At 68.3% G+C, this 19,066-nt stretch carries 22 protein-coding genes; 14 read left to right on the top strand and 8 right to left on the bottom strand.

The window, feature by feature from the left end; translation table 11 throughout:
• The first annotated feature begins 55 nt into the window (after positions 1 to 55).
• From PVT71_RS04730 to PVT71_RS04715, 4 genes are read left to right on the top strand one after another with little or no spacing between them, the layout of a single operon-like run.
• A complete protein-coding gene (locus tag PVT71_RS04730; RefSeq protein WP_353473351.1) occupies positions 56 to 976 on the top strand; it encodes a branched-chain amino acid ABC transporter permease in 921 nt (306 codons plus the stop codon).
• Positions 973 to 1,956 (top strand): branched-chain amino acid ABC transporter permease, encoded by a 984-nt coding sequence (locus PVT71_RS04725; RefSeq protein ID WP_353473350.1) that lies wholly within the window; start codon positions 973 to 975, stop codon positions 1,954 to 1,956. The genes PVT71_RS04730 and PVT71_RS04725 overlap by 4 nt, the downstream gene beginning before the upstream one ends.
• Positions 1,949 to 2,698, top strand: a complete 750-nt coding sequence (locus PVT71_RS04720; RefSeq protein ID WP_353473349.1) for an ABC transporter ATP-binding protein — start codon at positions 1,949 to 1,951, stop codon at positions 2,696 to 2,698. The genes PVT71_RS04725 and PVT71_RS04720 overlap by 8 nt, the downstream gene beginning before the upstream one ends.
• The gene (locus PVT71_RS04715) at positions 2,695 to 3,381 is read left to right on the top strand and encodes an ABC transporter ATP-binding protein (protein WP_353473348.1); all 687 of its coding nucleotides are present in this window, start codon (positions 2,695 to 2,697) and stop codon (positions 3,379 to 3,381) included. The genes PVT71_RS04720 and PVT71_RS04715 overlap by 4 nt, the downstream gene beginning before the upstream one ends.
• 69 nt (positions 3,382 to 3,450) lie before the next feature.
• Here PVT71_RS04715 and carB read toward each other — a convergent pair whose 3' ends face one another.
• Both carB and PVT71_RS04705 read right to left on the bottom strand, forming a co-directional pair.
• Positions 3,451 to 6,783 (bottom strand): carbamoyl-phosphate synthase large subunit, encoded by a 3,333-nt coding sequence (gene carB / locus PVT71_RS04710; RefSeq protein ID WP_353473347.1) that lies wholly within the window; start codon positions 6,781 to 6,783, stop codon positions 3,451 to 3,453.
• A 270-nt stretch (positions 6,784 to 7,053) separates the two neighbouring features.
• Entirely contained in the window at positions 7,054 to 8,286 is a 1,233-nt protein-coding gene (locus tag PVT71_RS04705; protein ID WP_353473346.1) for a cyclopropane-fatty-acyl-phospholipid synthase family protein, read from the bottom strand.
• Positions 8,287 to 8,468: 182 nt separating this feature from the next.
• On the opposite strand from PVT71_RS04705, the gene aspS reads away from it, so the two are divergent.
• Both aspS and PVT71_RS04695 read left to right on the top strand, forming a co-directional pair.
• Positions 8,469 to 10,250 (top strand): aspartate--tRNA ligase, encoded by a 1,782-nt coding sequence (gene aspS / locus PVT71_RS04700; protein WP_353473345.1) that lies wholly within the window; start codon positions 8,469 to 8,471, stop codon positions 10,248 to 10,250.
• Positions 10,251 to 10,255: 5 nt separating this feature from the next.
• Positions 10,256 to 10,987 carry a BglII/BstYI family type II restriction endonuclease gene (locus PVT71_RS04695; RefSeq protein WP_353473344.1) on the top strand — a complete coding sequence of 244 codons (732 nt, stop codon included), beginning with the start codon at positions 10,256 to 10,258 and terminating at the stop codon, positions 10,985 to 10,987.
• Between the two features lie 60 nt (positions 10,988 to 11,047).
• Here PVT71_RS04695 and PVT71_RS04690 read toward each other — a convergent pair whose 3' ends face one another.
• From PVT71_RS04690 to PVT71_RS04680, 3 genes are all read right to left on the bottom strand, one after another.
• Complete coding sequence (locus PVT71_RS04690) at positions 11,048 to 11,680, bottom strand: MT-A70 family methyltransferase (protein ID WP_353473343.1); 633 nt, start codon at positions 11,678 to 11,680, stop codon at positions 11,048 to 11,050.
• 205 nt (positions 11,681 to 11,885) lie between these two features.
• Positions 11,886 to 12,362: a hemerythrin domain-containing protein gene (locus tag PVT71_RS04685; protein ID WP_353473342.1), complete on the bottom strand. Its 477-nt coding sequence runs from the start codon at positions 12,360 to 12,362 to the stop codon at positions 11,886 to 11,888.
• Between the two features lie 81 nt (positions 12,363 to 12,443).
• A complete protein-coding gene (locus PVT71_RS04680) occupies positions 12,444 to 13,163 on the bottom strand; it encodes a response regulator (protein WP_353473833.1) in 720 nt (239 codons plus the stop codon).
• 157 nt (positions 13,164 to 13,320) lie between these two features.
• On the opposite strand from PVT71_RS04680, the gene mce reads away from it, so the two are divergent.
• Positions 13,321 to 13,725: a methylmalonyl-CoA epimerase gene (gene mce / locus PVT71_RS04675; RefSeq protein ID WP_353473340.1), complete on the top strand. Its 405-nt coding sequence runs from the start codon at positions 13,321 to 13,323 to the stop codon at positions 13,723 to 13,725.
• A 9-nt stretch (positions 13,726 to 13,734) separates the two neighbouring features.
• Positions 13,735 to 14,028, top strand: coding sequence for a DUF1467 family protein (locus tag PVT71_RS04670; RefSeq protein ID WP_353473339.1), 294 nt, complete (start codon positions 13,735 to 13,737; stop codon positions 14,026 to 14,028).
• A 19-nt stretch (positions 14,029 to 14,047) separates the two neighbouring features.
• Here PVT71_RS04670 and PVT71_RS04665 read toward each other — a convergent pair whose 3' ends face one another.
• Both PVT71_RS04665 and PVT71_RS04660 read right to left on the bottom strand, forming a co-directional pair.
• Positions 14,048 to 14,749 (bottom strand): EI24 domain-containing protein, encoded by a 702-nt coding sequence (locus PVT71_RS04665; protein WP_353473338.1) that lies wholly within the window; start codon positions 14,747 to 14,749, stop codon positions 14,048 to 14,050.
• Complete coding sequence (locus tag PVT71_RS04660) at positions 14,746 to 15,324, bottom strand: nitroreductase family protein (protein WP_353473337.1); 579 nt, start codon at positions 15,322 to 15,324, stop codon at positions 14,746 to 14,748. The genes PVT71_RS04665 and PVT71_RS04660 overlap by 4 nt, the downstream gene beginning before the upstream one ends.
• A 164-nt stretch (positions 15,325 to 15,488) precedes the next feature.
• Here PVT71_RS04660 and PVT71_RS04655 point away from each other — a divergent pair, with 164 nt between their 5' ends.
• The gene (locus PVT71_RS04655; protein ID WP_353473336.1) at positions 15,489 to 15,746 is read left to right on the top strand and encodes a DUF167 domain-containing protein; all 258 of its coding nucleotides are present in this window, start codon (positions 15,489 to 15,491) and stop codon (positions 15,744 to 15,746) included.
• Here PVT71_RS04655 and PVT71_RS04650 read toward each other — a convergent pair whose 3' ends face one another.
• Positions 15,747 to 15,980, bottom strand: coding sequence for a hypothetical protein (locus PVT71_RS04650; RefSeq protein ID WP_353473335.1), 234 nt, complete (start codon positions 15,978 to 15,980; stop codon positions 15,747 to 15,749).
• Between the two features lie 178 nt (positions 15,981 to 16,158).
• Here PVT71_RS04650 and PVT71_RS04645 point away from each other — a divergent pair, with 178 nt between their 5' ends.
• The 5 genes from PVT71_RS04645 (at position 16,159) to PVT71_RS04625 (ending at position 19,044) form a co-directional block, all read left to right on the top strand.
• Entirely contained in the window at positions 16,159 to 16,872 is a 714-nt protein-coding gene (locus tag PVT71_RS04645) for a M48 family metallopeptidase (protein WP_353473334.1), read from the top strand.
• Positions 16,873 to 16,963: 91 nt separating this feature from the next.
• Positions 16,964 to 17,221 carry a DUF6455 family protein gene (locus PVT71_RS04640; RefSeq protein WP_353473332.1) on the top strand — a complete coding sequence of 86 codons (258 nt, stop codon included), beginning with the start codon at positions 16,964 to 16,966 and terminating at the stop codon, positions 17,219 to 17,221.
• A gap of 4 nt (positions 17,222 to 17,225) precedes the next feature.
• Entirely contained in the window at positions 17,226 to 17,561 is a 336-nt protein-coding gene (locus PVT71_RS04635; RefSeq protein WP_353473331.1) for a DUF6455 family protein, read from the top strand.
• A gap of 3 nt (positions 17,562 to 17,564) precedes the next feature.
• Positions 17,565 to 17,819, top strand: a complete 255-nt coding sequence (locus tag PVT71_RS04630; RefSeq protein WP_353473329.1) for a DUF6455 family protein — start codon at positions 17,565 to 17,567, stop codon at positions 17,817 to 17,819.
• A 214-nt stretch (positions 17,820 to 18,033) separates the two neighbouring features.
• A complete protein-coding gene (locus tag PVT71_RS04625; protein WP_353473328.1) occupies positions 18,034 to 19,044 on the top strand; it encodes a TRAP transporter substrate-binding protein in 1,011 nt (336 codons plus the stop codon).
• Positions 19,045 to 19,066 lie beyond the last annotated feature (22 nt).

Below are 19,066 nucleotides of genomic sequence, written 5' to 3'. Positions count from 1 at the left end.
CGCGGGTCGGGCGACGCGGGCCGGGGCCCGCTGCTGAATTGAGACGGACCACAGAATGACCCCCATCCTCATCGCCGAGCAGGTCCTCAACGGGCTGCAATCGGGCGTGATGCTGTTTCTCATGGCTGCCGGGCTGACGCTCATCTTCGGCGTCATGGGGCTGATCAACCTCGCCCATGGCTCGCTCTACATGATCGGCGCCTTTGCCGCCGCCGCCACCGCCGCCGCCACCGGCTCGTTCCTGCTGGCGCTGGTCGCGGCGCTTGCCGCCGCCGCCGCCGCGGGCGCGCTGGTCGAGCGTCTGGTGATCCGCAGGCTCTACGACCGCGACCACCTCGACCAGGTGCTGGCCACCTTCGCGCTGATCCTGATCTTCTCGGAAGGCACGCGGTGGGTCTTCGGCTCCTTCCCGCTCTATCTCGACATTCCCGCTGCGCTCTCGGGCCCGGTCACCCTGCCGGGCGGCATCCAGTACCCGCTCTACCGGCTCTTCATCATCGGCATGGGGCTCGTCGTCGCCGCGCTGCTGTTCTGGCTGATCGCCCGCACCCGGCTCGGCATCCGCATCCGCGCGGGCGAGAACGACCGCGAGATGATCGCCGCGCTCGGCGTCGACATCGCCCGGCTCTACACGCTGGTCTTCGCGCTCGGCGCGGCGCTGGCGGGGCTGGCGGGCGCGCTGGTGGGCGCCATCCAGTCGGTGCAGGTCGGCATGGGCGAGCCGGTGCTGATCCTTGCCTTCGTGGTGATCGTCATCGGCGGCATCGGCTCGATCGAGGGCGCGCTGGTGGGTGCGATCCTCGTCGGGCTCACCGACACGCTGGGCGGAATCTTCCTGCCGCAGATCTTCGCGCTCTTCATGGAGCCCGCCGCCGCCACGCAGACCGGTGCCGCGCTGGCCTCGATGGCGATCTACGTGCTGATGGCCGGGGTGCTGGTCTGGAAACCCACCGGACTTTTCGGAGCCAGGTCATGAACCGCGAACGTCTTCTCAACGCCGCGGTGCTGCTGGCGCTCGGCCTCGTGCCGCTGGCCGCGCATGTCATGGGCGAGCCCTTCACCATCACGCTGGCGACCCGCGCCGCGATCCTCGCGTTGGCCGCCGTCGGGCTCAACCTCGCGCTCGGGCTCGGCGGGCTGGTGAGCCTTGGCCACGCGACCTTCTTCGGCATCGGCGGCTATGCCATGGGCATCCTCGCCAGCCACGTGCAGGACTACGAGCCGATGTTCGAATGGCCCTTCCTGTTCGAGGGCTCGACCTCCATGCCGCTGATCTGGCTGGTGGCGGTGGTGGTCTCGGCGCTGGTGGCGCTGCTGATCGGGCTCCTGGCGCTGCGCACCTCGGGCGTCTACTTCATCATGATCACGCTCGCCTTCGGGCAGATGTTCTACTTCTTCTCGATCTCGTGGAGCCGCTACGGCGGCGAGGACGGGCTGTCGATCTACGTGCGCAACGGCTTCCCGGGGCTGAACACGCTCGACCCGATCCAGTTCTTCGGCCTTGCCTTCGCGGTACTCTGCCTCGTGCTGCTGGGCGTGCGCCTGCTGGCGCGCAGCCCCTTCGGCCTCGCCCTCGGCGCGGCGCGGCAGAGCCCGGACCGGGTGCAGGCGGTGGGGCTCGACCCGGTGCGGCTGCGGCTGGTGGGCTTCGTGCTCTCGGGGGCGATCACCGGGCTCGCCGGGGCGCTCTTCGCCGATCTCAACCGCTTCGTTAGCCCGACCATGTTCAGCTGGCAGACCAGCGGCGAGATCATGGTCTTCGTGATCCTCGGCGGGGTGGGGCGGCTCTTCGGACCGGTCGTCGGCGCGGTGGTCTACGTGCTGCTCGAGCACTGGCTCGGGGCGCTGTCGGAGTTCTGGCACATCTGGCTGGGGCTGCTGCTGCTGGCGGTGGTGCTCTTCGCGCGCGGCGGCATCGTCGGGCTGGTCGCCGGACGGGAGAAGGCTCATGACTGATCCGGTTCTGGAAACCCGCGGGCTGGTCAAGAGCTTCGGGGCGCTGCGCGCTTCGGACGGCATCACGCTCGACCTGCGCCCGGGAGAGATCCACGCGGTGATCGGCCCGAACGGTGCCGGCAAGTCGACGATGATCAAGCAGCTCTCGGGCAATATCGCGCCCGACGAGGGCACGGTGCATTTCCTCGGCCGCGACGTGACGGGGCTCAGCACCATGGCCCGCGCCCGCGCCGGTCTGGGTCGGACCTTCCAGGTCTCGGCGCTGGCGATGGAGGACACGGTGCTGCAGAACGCGGTGCTGGGCGCGCTCGGGGCCTCGGGAAGGCCCTACCGCTTCTTCCGCCCGGCGCTCGGCCGGGCCGAGCTGAGGGACCGCGCGATGGCGGCGCTCGAGCGCATGGGGCTGGCGGGTCACGCCGCCACCGTGGTCAGCGAGCTCAGCCACGGCCAGCGCCGCCAGCTCGAGGTCGCCGTGGCGCTGACCCTGCAGCCCAAGGCCTTCCTGATGGACGAGCCGATGGCGGGGCTGGGCGGCGAGGGCTCGAAGCAGCTGACGCAGGTCCTCTCAGGCCTGCGCACCGAGGCGCCGATCCTGCTCATCGAGCATGACATGGACGCGGTCTTCGCCCTCGCGGACCGCATCTCGGTGCTGGTCTACGGGCGCATTATCGCCACCGGCACCGTCGACGAGATCCGCGCCAACCCCGAGGTGCGCGACGCCTACCTTGGAGACGCGGCATGAGCCTTCTGGAACTGCACGAGGTCACCGCCTCCTACGGCGCCTCGCAGGCGCTCTTCGGCGTGTCGCTGGAGATCGCCGAGGGCGAGGTGCTGGCGCTGATGGGGCGCAACGGCATGGGCAAGAGCACCACGGTGCGCTGCCTCTGCGGGATGATGGCGGCGGGCGGGCTGCGGCGCTTTGCCGGGCAGGACATCGCCCGGATGCCCTCGCACAGGGTGGCGCGGCTGGGGGTGGGGCTGGTGCCGGAGGGCCGGCGCTGCTTCCGCGACCTGACGGTCACCGAGAACCTCATCGCCGCCGCCCGGCCCGGCGCCTGGGACCAGGCCAGGGTCGAGGCGCTGTTTCCCCGGCTGGCGGAACGGCGCGGGCAGCTCTCGGCCACGCTTTCCGGGGGCGAGCAGCAGATGCTCGCGATCGGCCGGGCGCTGATGACCAACCCGCGCCTGCTGGTGCTGGACGAGGCGACCGAGGGGCTCGCCCCGCTGGTCCGGCAGGAGATCTGGGACGCGCTGGCCCTGCTCAAGCGCGAGAGCGGCCTGTCGATCCTCGTGGTGGACAAGGCGCTCGCGGAACTGGCGCAGGTCGCCGACCGGGCGGTGATCCTCGAGCGGGGCCGGTCGGTCTGGGACGGGCGCTTCGCCGAGGTGAAGGGCGAGGTGGCCGAGCGCTACCTCGGGGTCTAGGCGCTTTCAGCCACGAAAGAAAAGGGGCGGGAAAATTTCCCGCCCCTTCTTGCATTTGGTCCCGGAGGCTCAGGCCTGCAGCGACTTGACCACCAGTTCGCCCTCTTCGCGGGCCTTCATCGCCTGCGCGGCGGCATGGGCGCCGGCCGCGGTGGTGAAGTAGGGGATCTTGTCATAGAGCGCGACCGAGCGGATTTCCCGCGAGTCCGAGATCGACGCCGAGCCCTCGGTGGTGTTCAGCACCAGCTGCACGCCGCCGTCCTTGAGCAGGTCGACCACGTTCGGACGGCCCTCGTAGACCTTCTTGACCAGTTCGCAGGTGATGCCGGCCGCCTTGAGGAACTTCGCGGTGCCGACGGTGGCGACGATCTTGAAGCCGAGGTCCGCGAGGGTCTGCGCGGTCTCGATCATCTGCGGGGTCTTGTCCTCGTCGCGGATCGAGATGAACACCGCGCCCTCGGTCGGCAGGTGGGTGCCCGCGCCCATCTGCGCCTTGAGGAAGGCGCGCGGGAAGGAGCGGTCCCAGCCCATGACCTCGCCGGTCGAACGCATTTCCGGCCCGAGGATCGTATCGACGCCGGGGAAGCGGGCGAAGGGCAGCACGGCTTCCTTCACCGAGAACCACGGCATGTTCGGGTCGGCCAGCGTCATCGGGTCGGCGAGCGGCAGGGTGGTGTCGTAGTCGGCGTTCTCGGGGTAGGGCGCGCGCATCGGGAAGGCCGAGAGCTTCTCGCCCGCCATGATCCGCGCGGCGATCGAGGCGATGGCCGAGTCGGTGGCCTTGGCGACGAAGGGCACGGTGCGCGAGGCGCGGGGGTTCACCTCGATGAGGTAGATCTCGCCGTCCTTGATCGCGAACTGCACGTTCATCAGGCCGACGACGTTGAGCGCCTTGGCCAGCGCCTCGGTCTGCACCTTGATCTCGGCGATGATCTCGTCCGAGAGCGAGAAGGGCGGCAGCGAGCAGGCACTGTCGCCCGAGTGCACGCCGGCTTCCTCGATGTGCTGCATGATGCCCGCGACGTGGACGTCCTCGCCGTCGCAGAGCGCGTCGACGTCAAGCTCGATGGCGCCCGAGAGGTAGCTGTCGAGCAGCACCGGGCTGTCGCCCGAGACCACCACCGCCTCGGCGATGTAGCGCTCGAGCTGGGCCATGTCGCGGACGATCTCCATCGCGCGGCCGCCCAGCACGTAGGAGGGGCGGATCACCAGCGGGAAGCCGATGGTCTCGGCGATGGCCAGCGCCTGCGCGTCGGTCGAGGCGATGCCGTTGTGCGGCTGCTTGAGGCCGAGCTGGTTGACCAGCGCCTGGAAGCGCTCGCGGTCCTCGGCGAGGTCGATCGCGTCGGGCGTGGTGCCGAGGATCGGGATGCCCTCGGCCTCGAGCGCGTTCGCCAGCTTCAGCGGGGTCTGGCCGCCGAACTGCACGATCACGCCGTGCAGCGTGCCGTTCTCCTGCTCGACGCGCAGGATTTCCATCACGTGCTCGAAGGTCAGCGGCTCGAAATACAGGCGGTCCGAGGTGTCGTAGTCGGTCGACACGGTCTCGGGGTTGCAGTTGACCATGATGGTCTCGTAGCCGGCATTGGTCAGCGCGAAGCAGGCGTGGCAGCAGCAGTAGTCGAACTCGATGCCCTGGCCGATGCGGTTCGGGCCACCGCCGAGGATGACCACCTTCTTGCGGTCCGAGGGACGCGCCTCGCATTCGACCTCGCCCATCATCGGCATCTCGTAGGTCGAGTACATGTAGGGGGTCTGCGCCTCGAACTCGGCGGCGCAGGTGTCGATGCGCTTGAAGCTGGCGACGACGCCGAGGTCCTTGCGGCGCTTGCGCACGTCCTTCTCGGCAAAGCCGGTCAGCTTGGCGAGGCGGGCGTCGGTGAAGCCCATGATCTTCAGCGCGCGCAGCCCGTCGGCATCGCTCGGCAGGCCCTCGGTGCGGACCTGCTCCTCGGCCTCGACGATCTCGCGGATGCGGGCAAGGAACCACGGGTCGAACATGGTGACGCCGTGGATCTCGTCATCCGAGAGGCCGTGGCGCATCGCCTGCGCGATGGTGCGCATGCGGTCCGGGGTCTGCTTGCTGATCGCCTTGATCACTGCCGACTTCTCGGGCGCGCCGGGGATCTCGACCTCGTCGAAGCCGGTCAGGCCGGATTCCATCGAGGCAAGCGCCTTCTGCAGCGACTCGTGGATGGTGCGGCCGATCGCCATGGCCTCGCCGACCGACTTCATCGCGGTGGTGAGGTGCGGCTCGGAGCCCGGGAACTTCTCGAAGGCGAACTTGGGGATCTTGGTGACGACGTAGTCGATGGTCGGCTCGAAGGAGGCCGGGGTCACCTTGGTGATGTCGTTGTCGAGCTCGTCGAGCGTGTAGCCGACGGCGAGCTTCGCGGCGATCTTGGCGATCGGGAAGCCGGTGGCCTTGGACGCCAGCGCCGAGGAGCGCGACACGCGCGGGTTCATCTCGATCACGACCATGCGGCCGTTCTCGGGGTTCACCGCCCATTGCACGTTCGACCCGCCGGTCTCGACACCGATCTCGCGCAGCACGGCGATCGAGCCGTTGCGCATGATCTGGTATTCCTTGTCGGTCAGGGTCAGCGCCGGGGCGACGGTGATCGAGTCGCCGGTGTGCACGCCCATCGGGTCGACGTTCTCGATCGCGCAGACGATGATCGCGTTGTCCGCCTTGTCGCGGACGACCTCCATTTCATACTCTTTCCAGCCCAGCAGCGACTCGTCGACGAGGATCTGGCTCACCGGCGAGGCGTCCATGCCGGTGCGGCAGTAGTGCATGTAGTCTTCGCGGTTGTACGCGACGCCGCCGCCGGTGCCGCCGAGGGTGAAGGCGGGGCGGATGATCGCCGGCAGGCCGATGTCTTCCAGCGCCTCGAGCGCGATGGCGACGCCGGCGTCGAGGTCGACCTTGCCGTTCGGCTTCTTCGGCGCGGTGACGATCGTGGCGCGCGGGTTCTCGAGGCCGATGCGGTCCATCGCCTCGCGGAACAGGGCGCGGTCCTCGGCCATCTCGATGGCGTCGCGCTTGGCACCGATCATCTCGACGCCGTACTTCGCGAGCACGCCCATTTCCTCGAGCTTGAGCGAGGTGTTGAGGCCGGTCTGGCCGCCCATCGTCGGCAGCAGCGCGTCGGGGCGCTCCTTCTCGATGATCTTGGCCACGACCTCGGGGGTGATCGGCTCGATGTAGGTGGCATCGGCGAGCTCGGGGTCGGTCATGATCGTGGCCGGGTTCGAGTTCACCAGGATGACCCGGTAGCCTTCCTCGCGCAGGGCCTTGCAGGCCTGTGCGCCGGAGTAGTCGAATTCGCAGGCCTGCCCGATGATGATGGGCCCCGCGCCGATGATCATGATGGATTTGATATCGGTTCTCTTGGGCATGGGGGCACCTTCATGTGATGTCTGTGGCGGTCGGGCATGGGGCAGCACGCGCTGGAGTCGTCGCTCCCCGCAAATTGTCGTGCGTTATAGACAGAAGCTTTGGGCACGCAACCCCAGATCCACCTTGTTTTCCTCTGCAAAGCAAATGGCGGTGACAGGGGAGTGACATGGAAGGTGGCATCGGGCCTGCCGCAGGGTCACGGCGACGCGCCCGGGATCCGGGCTCGCGCGGCGGCTCGGGTCACGCTAGGGCAGCTTGCCGGGGCCGGTTCACTGCGCGGCGTGCAGCATTTCCTGCTCGTGGTGGCCGTAGAGATAGTCGCGGGTCGTCGGCACGGCGTATTGCTTGTGCGACAGCTGCATGTGGAAGACGCCCTGCCGGGTTTCCTCGAAGGCCGCCTCGCAGACCACGAGGTAGAGCCGCCACATGCGGATGAAGCGCTCGTCGTAGCCAAGCGCGCGCACCTTCGGCAAGGCCGCCTCGAAGCGCCGCCGCCAGTGGTTCAGCGTCGGGCCGTAATGGCCGCGCAGCACCTCGACATCGGCGGTCCAGAGGCCGGATTTCTCGACCGCCGACGAGACTTCCGAGAGGCTGGGGATGTAGCCGCCGGGAAAGATGTACCGATCGATCCACGGCGAGGTGGGGGCGGGCGGCGCGGTATGGCCGATGGTGTGGATGAGCGCGACCCCGTCCGGGTCCAGCACGTCGTGCACCTTGGCGAAATACTCGCGCAGGTGCGGATAGCCGACGTGTTCCAGCATCCCGACAGAGACCACCCGGTCGAAGCGGTCCTCGATCTTGCGGTAGTCGAGCAGGCGGAACTCGGTGCGGCCTGCGAGCCCGGCCGCCTCGGCCCGGCGCTTCGCCGTCGCCAGCTGGTTCTCGGAGAGGGTGACCCCGGTGACATGCGCGCCATAGTCGCGCGCCAGCGTCAGCGCCATGCCGCCCCAGCCGCAGCCGATGTCCAGCACCCGCATGCCGGGCTTCAGCAGCAGCTTGTGCGCGATGTGGTCCTTCTTGGCCTTCTGCGCCGCCTCGAGGCTGAGCCCGGGATCCGAGAAATAGGCGCAGGAATACTGCATGTCCTCGTCGAGGAAGAGCCGGTAGAGATCGTCCGAGATGTCGTAATGGTGCTTCACGTTCGATTGCGAGCGCAGCGGGTTGTTGCGCTGCTCGATGCCGCGCAGCGCCACGCGCATCCGGTCCATGGCGGTGAACCAGCTGGGCATCCGGCCCGACTGCTGGTTGCGCACCAGCAGCGCGATCAGCTCGTAGAGCTTGTGCGGCGGGCAATCGATTCTGCCGTCCATGTAGCCTTCGCCAAGCGCCATGACCGGGTTTTGGCAGAGCTCGCGGATGATGCTGTCGTCGGTGAGCGAAACTTCGCCTTTCGGGCCGGCGCCGGGACCGTAGTCGCGGCTGCTGCCGTCGGGCCAGGTGACCCGCAAGCGGCCTTCGACAATGAGCCTTTTGAGAATGCGTTCGAGGACGGATTGCCACATTGCCGGACCCCCATAATGCTTGCTGTTTGTAAACGAGCGAAAACGTTTGGAATCGCAAAAAGGTTCCCAGACGTTACAACATGAACGAAATATGGCAAATCCCGAGGGCGTCCCTTGACTTCCCGCGGCTCTAGCGGTGTATCGGCGCCTAACTTTCCAGCAGTTTCCGAAGGGCAAGAGCCATGCATGCCTATCGCAGCCATACCTGCGCAGATCTGACCAAGGCCAATGTGGGCGAGACCGTGCGTCTCTCCGGCTGGGTGAACCGTATCCGCGACCACGGCGGCATTCTCTTTATCGACCTGCGCGACCATTACGGCATCACGCAGGTCCTGTGCGACCCCGACAGCCCCGCTTTCGCGGCGGTCGAGAAGGTGCGCTCCGAATGGTGCATCCGCATCGACGGCGAGGTGAAGGCGCGCGATCCCGAGCTGGTGAACGCCAAGCTCCCGACCGGCGAGATCGAGGTGTTCGTCCGCGACATCGAGGTGCTGGGTGCTGCCAACGAGTTGCCGCTGATGGTCTTCGGCGAGCAGGACTACCCGGAAGAGACGCGCCTGCGCTATCGCTACCTCGACCTGCGCCGCGAGGGCATGCAGCGCAACATGACGCTGCGCTCGGACGTGGTCGCCTCGATCCGCCGCCGCATGTGGGGCAACGGCTTCCGCGAGTTCCAGACGCCGATCATCACCGCCTCCTCGCCGGAAGGCGCGCGCGACTTCCTCGTGCCGTCGCGACTGCACCCGGGCAAGTTCTACGCGCTGCCGCAGGCGCCGCAGCAGTTCAAGCAGCTGATCATGGTGTCGGGCTACGACAAGTACTTCCAGATCGCGCCCTGCTTCCGCGACGAGGACCCGCGCGCCGACCGCTCGCCCACCGACTTCTACCAGCTCGACATGGAGATGAGCTTCGTCACCCAGCAGGACGTGTTCGACACGGTCTCGCCGGTGATCGCGGGCATCTTCGAAGAGTTCGGCGGCGGCCGTAAGGTCGACGCGCCCGGCGAGTGGCCGCAGATCTCCTACCGCGACGCGGCCAAGTGGTACGGCACCGACAAGCCCGACCTGCGCAACCCGATCAAGATGCAGGACTGCTCCGAGCACTTCCGCGGCTCGGGCTTCGCGATCTTCGCCAAGCTGCTCGAGCAGGAGGGCACTGAGGTGCGCGCCATCCCCGCGCCGACTGGCGGCTCGCGCAAGTTCTGCGACCGGATGAACGCCTTCGCCCAGAAAGAGGGCCTGCCGGGCATGGGCTACATCTTCTGGCGCGAGACCGACGGCGCGATGGAAGCTGCCGGCCCGCTCGCCAAGAACATTGGCCCGGAGCGCACCGAGGCGATCCGCCAGCAGCTCGGCCTCGGCGTCGGCGACGCGGCCTTCTTCCTTGGCGGCAAGCCCTCGAGCTTCGAGCGCGTGGCGGGCAAGGCGCGCGACGTGATCGGCGCCGAGCTGGGCCTCACCGAGACCGACCGCTTCGCCTTTGCCTGGATCGTCGACTTCCCGATCTACGAGAAGGATGCCGAGACCGGCGAGATCGATTTCGAGCACAACCCGTTCTCGATGCCGCAGGGTGGCATGGACGCGCTGATGGGCGATCCGATGGACGTGCGCGGCTTCCAGTACGACCTCGCCTGCAACGGCTACGAGCTGGTCTCGGGCGCGATCCGGAACCACAAGCCGGAGATCATGATCAAGGCCTTCGAGATCGCGGGCTACGGCGAAGAGGAAGTGAAGAACCGCTTCGGCGCGCTCTACCAGGCCTTCCACTACGGCGCCCCGCCGCACGGCGGCTGCGCGGCCGGCATCGACCGGATCGTGATGCTGCTGGCGGATGAGCAGAACATCCGCGAGGTCATCATGTTCCCGATGAACCAGCGCGCCGAGGACCTGATGATGCGCGCCCCGTCCGAGCCCAGCCCGGACCAGCTGATGGAACTGTCCCTGCGGGTCATTCCGCAGGAGTGACCTTGATGCTCGAGACGCTCAGATCCCGCGGCTTCGATGTCGAAGTGCGCAACCATGCCGCGGCGATCCTGAGCGTCGACTTCCCCGACGAGACGGCGGAGCTGGTCGAGACGCTCTCGGAGTTCACCATCGAACTGTCGGAGCTGATCGCCGGCGGCGGCGGCGAGTCGGGGCAGACCCAGCGGCTGCGGCGCGCGCTCAGCGCCCGCGGTTGGGAAAAGCACAACTTCCTTGTCCAGACCATCGTCGACGGCGTCGAGCGCGAGGCGATCTCGCACGAGATCGACCACGTGCGCCGCGCCGGGGCGGGGCGGCTGGCGCTCGAGATCGAGTGGAACAACAAGGATCCGTTCTTCGACCGCGATCTCGAGAATTTCCAGCGCCTGCACGCGCAGTCGGCGATCTCGCTCGGCATCGTGGTGACCCGCGGCTCCTCGCTGCAGGACCGCATGCTGCCGCGCATCCGCGGCTGGCTCGAGGCGAACGGGCTGCAGTCCGAGGAAGACCTGCAACGGCTCGGCATCGGCGACCGCACCTCGAAGCAGCGCACCGCGGTCGAGGCGCAGGTGGCCAAGGGCATGACCTTCCCCGAGGCCTTCGCGCGCAAGTTCGTCGCCGACAAGTTCGGCACGGCGACCACGCATTGGTCGAAGCTCGACGAGCGGGTGCGCCGCGGCGTCGGCAACCCGTGTCCGCTGGTGTTGATCGGCCTTCCGGACGCGATCCTGCAGGGCTGACCCGCGGCGCGGGGCGGCCAGCGCCAAGTTCACATTACGGGAAAGCGGCGGCGGCGCGGATCACTCCGCCGCGACGCTCGAATTGTAGCTGTAGGTCTTCCAGGTGGGCTTGTAGTCGGCGTCGGCCTGGTTGCCCCAGACCGTCCAGCCCTCGCGCACGCCGCGGCCGAACATCTCGAGGTAGGAGCCCTTCGAGCAGCTCTCGATCAGCTCGTACTGCTCGTCCGGCTTGCGCGAATGCTCGCGCTTGCGGGTCTGCATGAGGTTGACGCGATGAGGGTCCGCCAGCGCGGCGGGAACGCCGGTGCCGCGGGTGCCGAAGAGCAGCAGTTCGGTCACGTTGCGGAAGTAGAATCCCACGCCGCGCCCGTCCGAGCCGCCATCCTTGCGGATCTTGTGCCAGACGATGTTCGAGCGGTACTCGAACCCCCAGGAGCGCAGCACCTGCAGCCCCTCGGGCAGCAGCGCGTTCGGCACCCAGAGGTAGCAATGCGCCGCGTCCTGCAGGTGGCCGGCCACCGGCAGCGCGCAGATCTCGTCCAGCGTCATCGTGGGGTAGCGCGCAAGGCGCTTGTGCTCGGGCGCAACCTTGCCGGTACGGTTGGCAAACCGCCACGGCGGGTCCGCCATCACGGTGGCGAACCGGTCTTCACCCAGAAACTCGGACAGATGTTGCGCAGCGCTTTGTGTCATCGTCGAAATATAGACCCCTGATCGTCCGAATGTCACGCGGCTTTCGTGCCCCGCGCGGGGCATTCGCGCTCTATGCCAGCTCGCGAACAAAAATGGAACGATTCGACGTTGGGGAAGGCGGGAAACTGCCTCGACGTTGCGGCGCCGTCGCGGCGGCTGGCCCGGGCGCGCCGGGCCTGCGGCAGGGGATGGTCCGGGCCGGGGTTCAGTCCTCGAGGTGGTCTTCCTTCTTTTCCTCGATCAGGCCCATTTCCTTCTTCTTGCGCGCGAGGAAGCGCTTGCCGTAGGCGTCGTTGTCCTCCTCGCCGACCACCTTGCGGGCGCGGGTGAAGACCTCGTCCTCCTCCTCGTCCATATGGTGCTCGTAATCGTGCTTGAGCGTGCGGAAACGGGTCAGCCAGCCTGGAGAGGACATGTCCATCTCGTTCAGCTCCTCGAGGATCTCGTCCATCTCGGCGTGTTCGTGCACCGAGTGGCGGGCGGCGTCCTGGCCCCAGGTGTGCTTCATAAGCTCGGCGTAGAACTCCTCCTCCTCGGCGGCGGAGTGGGACTTGATGTCCCGGTAGAAGGCCGTCCAGGCCTCGCGCCGCTCGGGGCTGTCGCCCTGGGTCTGGTCGATGCGGTCCAGCAGCTTGCGATGGGTGTCGTGGTCCTTCCTGATGGCGTCGTAGATCGAGGTCATGGGGCTCTCCGCGTGAGGGTGGCTTTGGGGCCGAAACGCGAAGGACGCGCGCCCGGTTCCGGGCGGCGGCCCGCTGCCGGGTCAGATGGCGACGCGGGTGGCGAGCCGCTGCTGCAGCAGGGCGGAAAGCTGCGCCAGCGCGGCGGAGGCGGGGCCGGGGTCGGCCCGCGCCGCGGCGAGGCGCAGCGCCGCCGTCTCGAGCGCCGAGTCCCCGGCGCTGCGCGCGAGCCCGCCGAGGAACTGCGCGAGGTAATCCGTGAGCTCCGGCTCGGGCTCTTCGCGCAGCAGCGCGGCGGCATGGGCGATGTCGTCGCGATAGGCCAGCGGGTCGGGGCAGATCGGATCGTCGGGGACAAGCCGGATGCCGCAGGGCCTGCGGCTGGCGGGCAGGGCGGCAAGGATCGCATTCTGGAAATCGAGCAGGCTGCTCAGCGGCTTCTCGAGAAAGCCGTCGGCTCCGGCGGCGCGCATCAGGTTCTCGGCAAAGGGATCGCCGCTGGTCCCCAGCACCACCGACAGGCGCGGGCTCTGCGACGCCAGCTCGGTGATCAGCTGGGCCCCGGAGCCGTCGGGCAGGCCGAGGTCGACCACCGCCACCGTCGGCCGGTAGAGCGACAGGTGCCGCCGCGCCGCCTCGAGACAGTCGGCCCGCCGGATGCGCGCGCCGCTGCGCAGCGCCATCAGGCGCAGCGCGTCGCAGGCATAGCGGCTGTCCTCGACCGCCAGCACGGTCATGCCGAGCAGGGGCCGCGTGGCGGTGGGGCGCGGCGGAAAGGGCGTGTTGCGGTCGCTTTCGGTCATGTCGCTCTCGGTCATGCTGGCCTCCGTCCTTGGGGTGCTCGGGCCCGCCCATCCTGCGCCCCCGTGCCTAATGGGCGGTTAATGGACGCACCCGGCTTGCGGGGCAGGGGCCCGCCGCGCGATAACCGGGCGACGCGAGGATTCGAGGGAGAGTGTCATGATCGGTCGTCTCAACCATGTCGCCATTGCCGTGCCCGATCTCGAGGCGGCCTCGGCGATGTACCGTGACACGCTGGGCGCCACAGTCGGCGCGCCGCAGGACGAGCCGGATCACGGCGTGACGGTGGTGTTCATCGAGCTGCCGAACACCAAGATCGAGCTGCTCTACCCGCTGGGCGACGAGTCCCCGATCAACGGCTTCCTGGAAAAGAACCCCTCGGGCGGCATTCACCACGTCTGCTACGAGGTCGAGGACATCCTCGCCGCGCGCGATCACCTGAAGGCGCAGGGCGCACGGGTGCTGGGCAGCGGCGAGCCGAAGATCGGCGCGCATGGCAAGCCGGTGCTGTTCCTGCATCCGAAGGATTTCCAGGGCACGCTCGTCGAGCTCGAGCAGGTCTGAGGGCGCATCATGGCAATCACCTCCGGCATCGTGCTCTTCGCGGTCATCTGGTTCATGACCTTCCTCTGCGTGATCCCCGTGCGGCTGAAGACGCAGGGCGATCTCGGCCAGATCGTGCCCGGCACCCATGCAGGCAGCCCCGAGGTGCACAACCTCAAGCGCAAGGCCTGGATCACCACGGGCATCTCTGTCTTGCTCTGGGGGATTTTCGCCGCGATCATCTTCAGCGGGATGATCTCGGTGCGGGACATCGACGGCTGGATGTTCAACCGGATGGGCCCGCCGGTCTCGGCTGGCGGGTGACCCCGCCAGACGCTTGCGCTTAGCCTGCGGGGCGCTCGCCCTGCAGCCGGTGGAAGAGGTGGGTAAAGGTCGCGGCCCCGAGGATCGGGATCAGCAGGTTCACCAGCGGCACCGTCAGCGGCAGCGCCATCAGCACACCGGCGATCCAGATCGTCACGAGGTGACGGCGGCGCAGCACGCCCGCCTGTTCCCGCCCGACGCGGCGCATCGCGGCGAGGGTGAAGTATTCCCGCCCCAGCAGGAAGCCGTTCAGCCCCCAGAAGATGAAGGGCGCGAAGGGCGCGAAGAAGATGTAGAGCACCAACGCCACGATATTCGCCCCGATCATCACGCCGAGGAAGCTCAGCGTGTCGCGCATCGCCTCGCCGAAGCCGACCTCGGTGGCCGGACCGAGCGCGGGGTAGTGCCGGTCCTCGACCGCCTGCGCCACGTCGTCGAGGAAGAACGAGGTGATCGCCGAGGCGACGGGCACCATCAGCACCATCGACAGCAGCAGCATGAGCGGCACCGCGCCCCAGCTGATCGCCGTGTCGACCCAGGTGACCTCGCCGATCCAGGGCAGCGAGACGGTGTCGCCGACCAGCCAGCCGACCACGGTGACGAAGACGACGTAGATCAGCACGAAGAGCCCGACCGTCAGGCCGAGCCCCTTGAGCAGAACCGAGCGGAAGCGCGCGTCGCCGATCTGGCCGATCGCGGCAAGGAAGGAGGCCGGGATCATGCGTCCATCCAGGTGGTGATCGCGTCGAGGTCGGGGCGGGGGCGGTCCGGCGGGGCCGAGGTCTCGGTGCCGATGTGGATGAAGCCCGCGACGCGCTCGTTGTCCGAGAGTCCCAGCGTCTCGGCGACGAAGGTCCGGTCCTGCGAGGCCCAGCCGGTCAGCCAGTTGGCGCCCCAGCCCGAGGCGAGCGCGGCGTTGAGCAGGGCAAGGCAGACGGCACCGGCGGAATAGGTCTGTTCCAGCGGCGGGATCTTCGGGCTTTCCTTCTGCACCTCGATCACCGCGACGCAGAGCGGGCTGTCGGCAAAGGCGGCGCGGGCCTTGGCGGCCTGGTCCTCGTCGATGTTGAGCGCCGCGGCGCGGGCGGTCACCGCCGCGGCAAGCCGGTCGAGTGCGCCGCGTTCCAGCACGATGAAGCGCCAGGGCTCGAGCTTGCCATGGTCCGGCGTGCGCGCCGCGGCGGTCAGCAGCGGCAGCAGCGCCGTGCGGTCGGGCGCCGGGCCGGTCAGGGTCTTGGCCGGGCGCGAGCGCCGGCTGAGCAGGAAGTCCATCGCCTGCGGGTTGGGGGTGGGCATCACCATCTCCTCAAGTCAGTCGCCTCCTATGTCTGCGTTCGGGCGCGGGGATTCAACCGCTTGCGATGCGCCGCCTGTCCCGGGCGGCTGGTGCGGCGGCGGGAACGGGTGCGCGGCGGCGGCCCGGCTGCTATGACTGCGCGCACCACCGCGAAGGAGCCCGCATGGCCAAGCCCGACCTTTCCCATCTTGCCGTGCCGGGCGCGGTGCTGGAACTGCGCGTCACGCCCAGGGCCTCGCGCAACGAGATCCGCGAGGAGGAGGGGCAGATCCGCGTCTACGTCACCACCGTGCCGGAGAACGGCAAGGCCAACGAGGCGGTGGTGAAGCTGCTGTCCAAGGCGCTGGGGGTGCCGAAATCAAGGCTCACGCTGGTCCGCGGCGCGACATCGCGGGACAAGGCCTTCCGGGTGGAGGAGTGATCACTCCCCCTGACGGGTGTAGACGCCCTCGGGCAGACCGATCGCGGCGACGAGATCGCGCATCTGGGTCATCGAGAGCGTGATCTTGTTCACCGTATCGGTGCGCGGATCATACTGTTCGACCGTGACGCATTCCTCGAAGGTCGAGACAATGACGTCTTCCTGCAGATGCGGCTCGCCCTCGTCGACGAGAGTGACCACGGTGGCGTCGAATTCGTGCTCGATGCTGAACATGCGATCAGCCTAGACCTGCCGCGCGGCGCCGCACAATCCACAAAATGTACCGCCCCCCGCGCCGGGCCGGGGGGCGACGCGGAAAGCACAATGCCGCCATCGACCCAGCGCGGCACTGGCGCAGCCGGGCGCCGCCGCCTATCCTTGCGCCATGACCCGAACCGGAGCGACCCGACGTATGCGCCGACTTCTGCCCCTACTGCCCTTCCTCGTCTCGGCCTGTGCCGTCGCGCCGATCTCCTCGATGCCCACGGGTGGCAGCAACGCCCTGTCGGGCACCGACTCGCAGGCGGCGCAGCGGTTCACCGAGGTCGTGCACCGCGTCGAGCCGGTGGCCGAAAGCCAGTGCCGGAACATCACCCGCGACGGGGCGAACTGCGATTTCCTGATCGTCGTGGACGACCGCCCCGACGAGACGCCGAACGCCTTCCAGACCCGCGACAGCCAGGGCCGGCCGGTGCTGGCCTTCAACCTCGCGCTGATCCGCGAGGCGCAGAACGCCGACGAGCTGGCCTTCGTCATGGGGCACGAGGCGTCGCACCACATCCTCGGACATCTCGACCGGGTGCAGGAGGATGCCGCCATCGGCGCGATCATCTTCTCGGGCATCGCCGCGATGACCGGGGCCGACGAGGCCTCGGTGCGCAGCGCCGAGGAGTTCGGCGCCTCTGTCGGTGCGCGTACCTTCACCAAGGGCTACGAACTCGAGGCGGACGAGCTCGGCACGGTGATCACCCTGCGCGGCGGCTTCGATCCGATTCGCGGCGCGCGGTTCTTCGAGCGCCTGCCCGATCCCGGAAACCGCTTCCTCGGCACCCATCCGCCGAATTCCGAGAGAATCGACACCGTGCGCCGCACCACCGAGGCCTATCTGGCCGGCGGCGGGGTGTGACGTTGATGTGCATCAAGGGCGGCAGGCTCCGACTCGGCTAGGCTCTGACCTCAGGTAAGGCCGTTTCGGCCGTGCATGAGGGAGATGAGCCATGTCGGAAACCCGGGATTTCAAACTTCACGCCACCCTTGTCGATCGCATGGCGGGCGCGCTTGGGGTCGATCTCGAGGAGAAGATGCTGCGCGGGGAGCTGAGCTTCGGCGGGCTCGAGGATGCCGTCCTCGCCTGCACCGGGTGCCACAAGCCCTGCGACTGCGAAACATGGCTCGACTCGCAGGAGAGCGTCGCCGAGGCGGCGCCCGCCTATTGCCGCAACGCCGATCTCTTCCGCCAGCTCGCGGGAGGCTGAGGCGATGATCTCTGCCAGCCTGCTGAACGGTCCGCGTCCGCATCCCCTCGGGGGAGAGCGGGCGCATTACTGGCGCGTGCAGCGCATGGCCCGCGCCACCGGCGTCGACCTCGCGCAGGCGCAGCGCCTCGGGATGCTTGCGCAGCCGGACTGGGCGGGAATGGTGCTGCGCTGTCGCGGCTGTCTCTGGACCGAGGAGTGCGACCACTGGCTCACGCTCCGGGCCGAAGTCTCGGAAGAATCCCTGGACGGGCAGGACGCGCCGCGTGCCTGCCCCGAGGACTGTGCGAACCGACCCGGGCTTGCCGCGCTGCAGGACCGGCTCGGCCACGAGGTGTGACGGATGCTGGGCGACGAGGCACGGCATTTCTGGATGGCGCGAAGCGTCGCGCGGGTCATGGGGCTCAACCTCGGTGACCAGATGCGCCGGGGCAACCTGCGTGCTGAGGACTACGAGGTGATGGTCGCCGCCTGCCGGGGCTGCGCGCTGGTCGAGCAATGCGAGAAATGGCTCGCCGAGCCCCGGAGCGGCGCCGGAGCGCCGCCCCCGGGCTGCCGGATCTCGGGTCCGTTGATGCGGCTGCGCCGCGCGAGTTGAGATTGGTGCACTTTTTTTGAGAGGGGAGTGCATCACACTGCGGCCCGTTTCCTTCTGGGCGGGCCGCCTTTTTTTGCCCCGCGGGGCGATTTCCGGCGCCGCGCCCAAATAATCGGCCCGCAGGCCCTGCCTGCCCGCGCGCTGGGCGGTTCGCTTTGACTTGCGCCCCGCGCCGCCGATAGCTAGTGGCGTTGAAAATTCTGGAGTACCCCGCATGGTCATGACCCGCTTTGCCGGCGCCGCGCTTGCGCTTGCGCTTTCCCTCGCATCCGGAGCCGCCTCGGCGCAGGAGTTCGTGGCCAAGATCGGCCACCTCGAAAGCACCGCGCAGAGCCGCCACGTGCACCTCGAGAAGGTCGCCGAGCTGGTCAAGGAACGCACCGGCGGCGCGGTCGAACTGCAGATCTTCCCGCAGGGCCAGCTGGGCAACCAGCGCCAGATGAACGAGGGCGTGCAGCTCGGCACGCTCGAGGGCACCGTCGCCCCCGCCGCCTTCCTCGGCGGCTTCAACCCGGCGGTCTCGATCCTCGACATTCCCTACCTGCTGCCCGAGGACGCCGCGAAGGCGCAGGCGCTGCGCGACGGTCCCTTCGGCCAGGCGCTGCTGGCGACCTTCGCCGACAAGGGCATGGTCGCGCTGACCCTCTGGCCGAATGGCAAGAAGCAGTTCTCGTCGAACAAGCCGCTCGACGATCTCGCCGCCTTCGCCGACCAGAAGTTCCGCGTGATGGACAGCTCGATCCTCATCGAGCAGTTCAACGCGCTCGGCGCCTCGGCCATCGCGCTGCCCTTCGGCGAGCTCTACACCTCGCTGCAGACCGGCGTCGTGGACGGCGAGGAGAACCCGCTCGACACCATCAAGAACATGAAGTTCTACGAGGTGCAGGAAAACGTGGTGATCTCTGATCACGGCGCGATGGAGGACGTGGTCCTCTTCAACCCGATGTTCTGGGAGAGCCTGCCGGCCGAGTACCAGGACGTGATCAAGGGCGCCTTCGCCGAGGTCATCCCCGAGCTGACCGCGCACAAGGCCGCCGCCGTCGAAGAGGCGCTGCAGGTGATCAAGGACTCGGGCACCAACGTGCGCGTCGCCTCGCCCGAAGAGCGCGCCGCGCTGCGCGACGTGACCTGGGGCCCGGCCTCGGAGGCCTACATCGCCATGGCCGGTGACACCGGCAAGGCGCTGCTCGCCACCTATGAAGAGGCGGTCGCCGGGCTTGAGTGAGCCCGCCGCGCCACCCTTGGCG

It is taken from the genome of Salipiger sp. H15 (genome assembly GCF_040409955.1).
GTDB lineage: Bacteria > Pseudomonadota > Alphaproteobacteria > Rhodobacterales > Rhodobacteraceae > Salipiger.
Note: the sequence above shows the minus strand (reverse complement) of the source record. Positions and strands in the feature narration are given on the sequence as shown.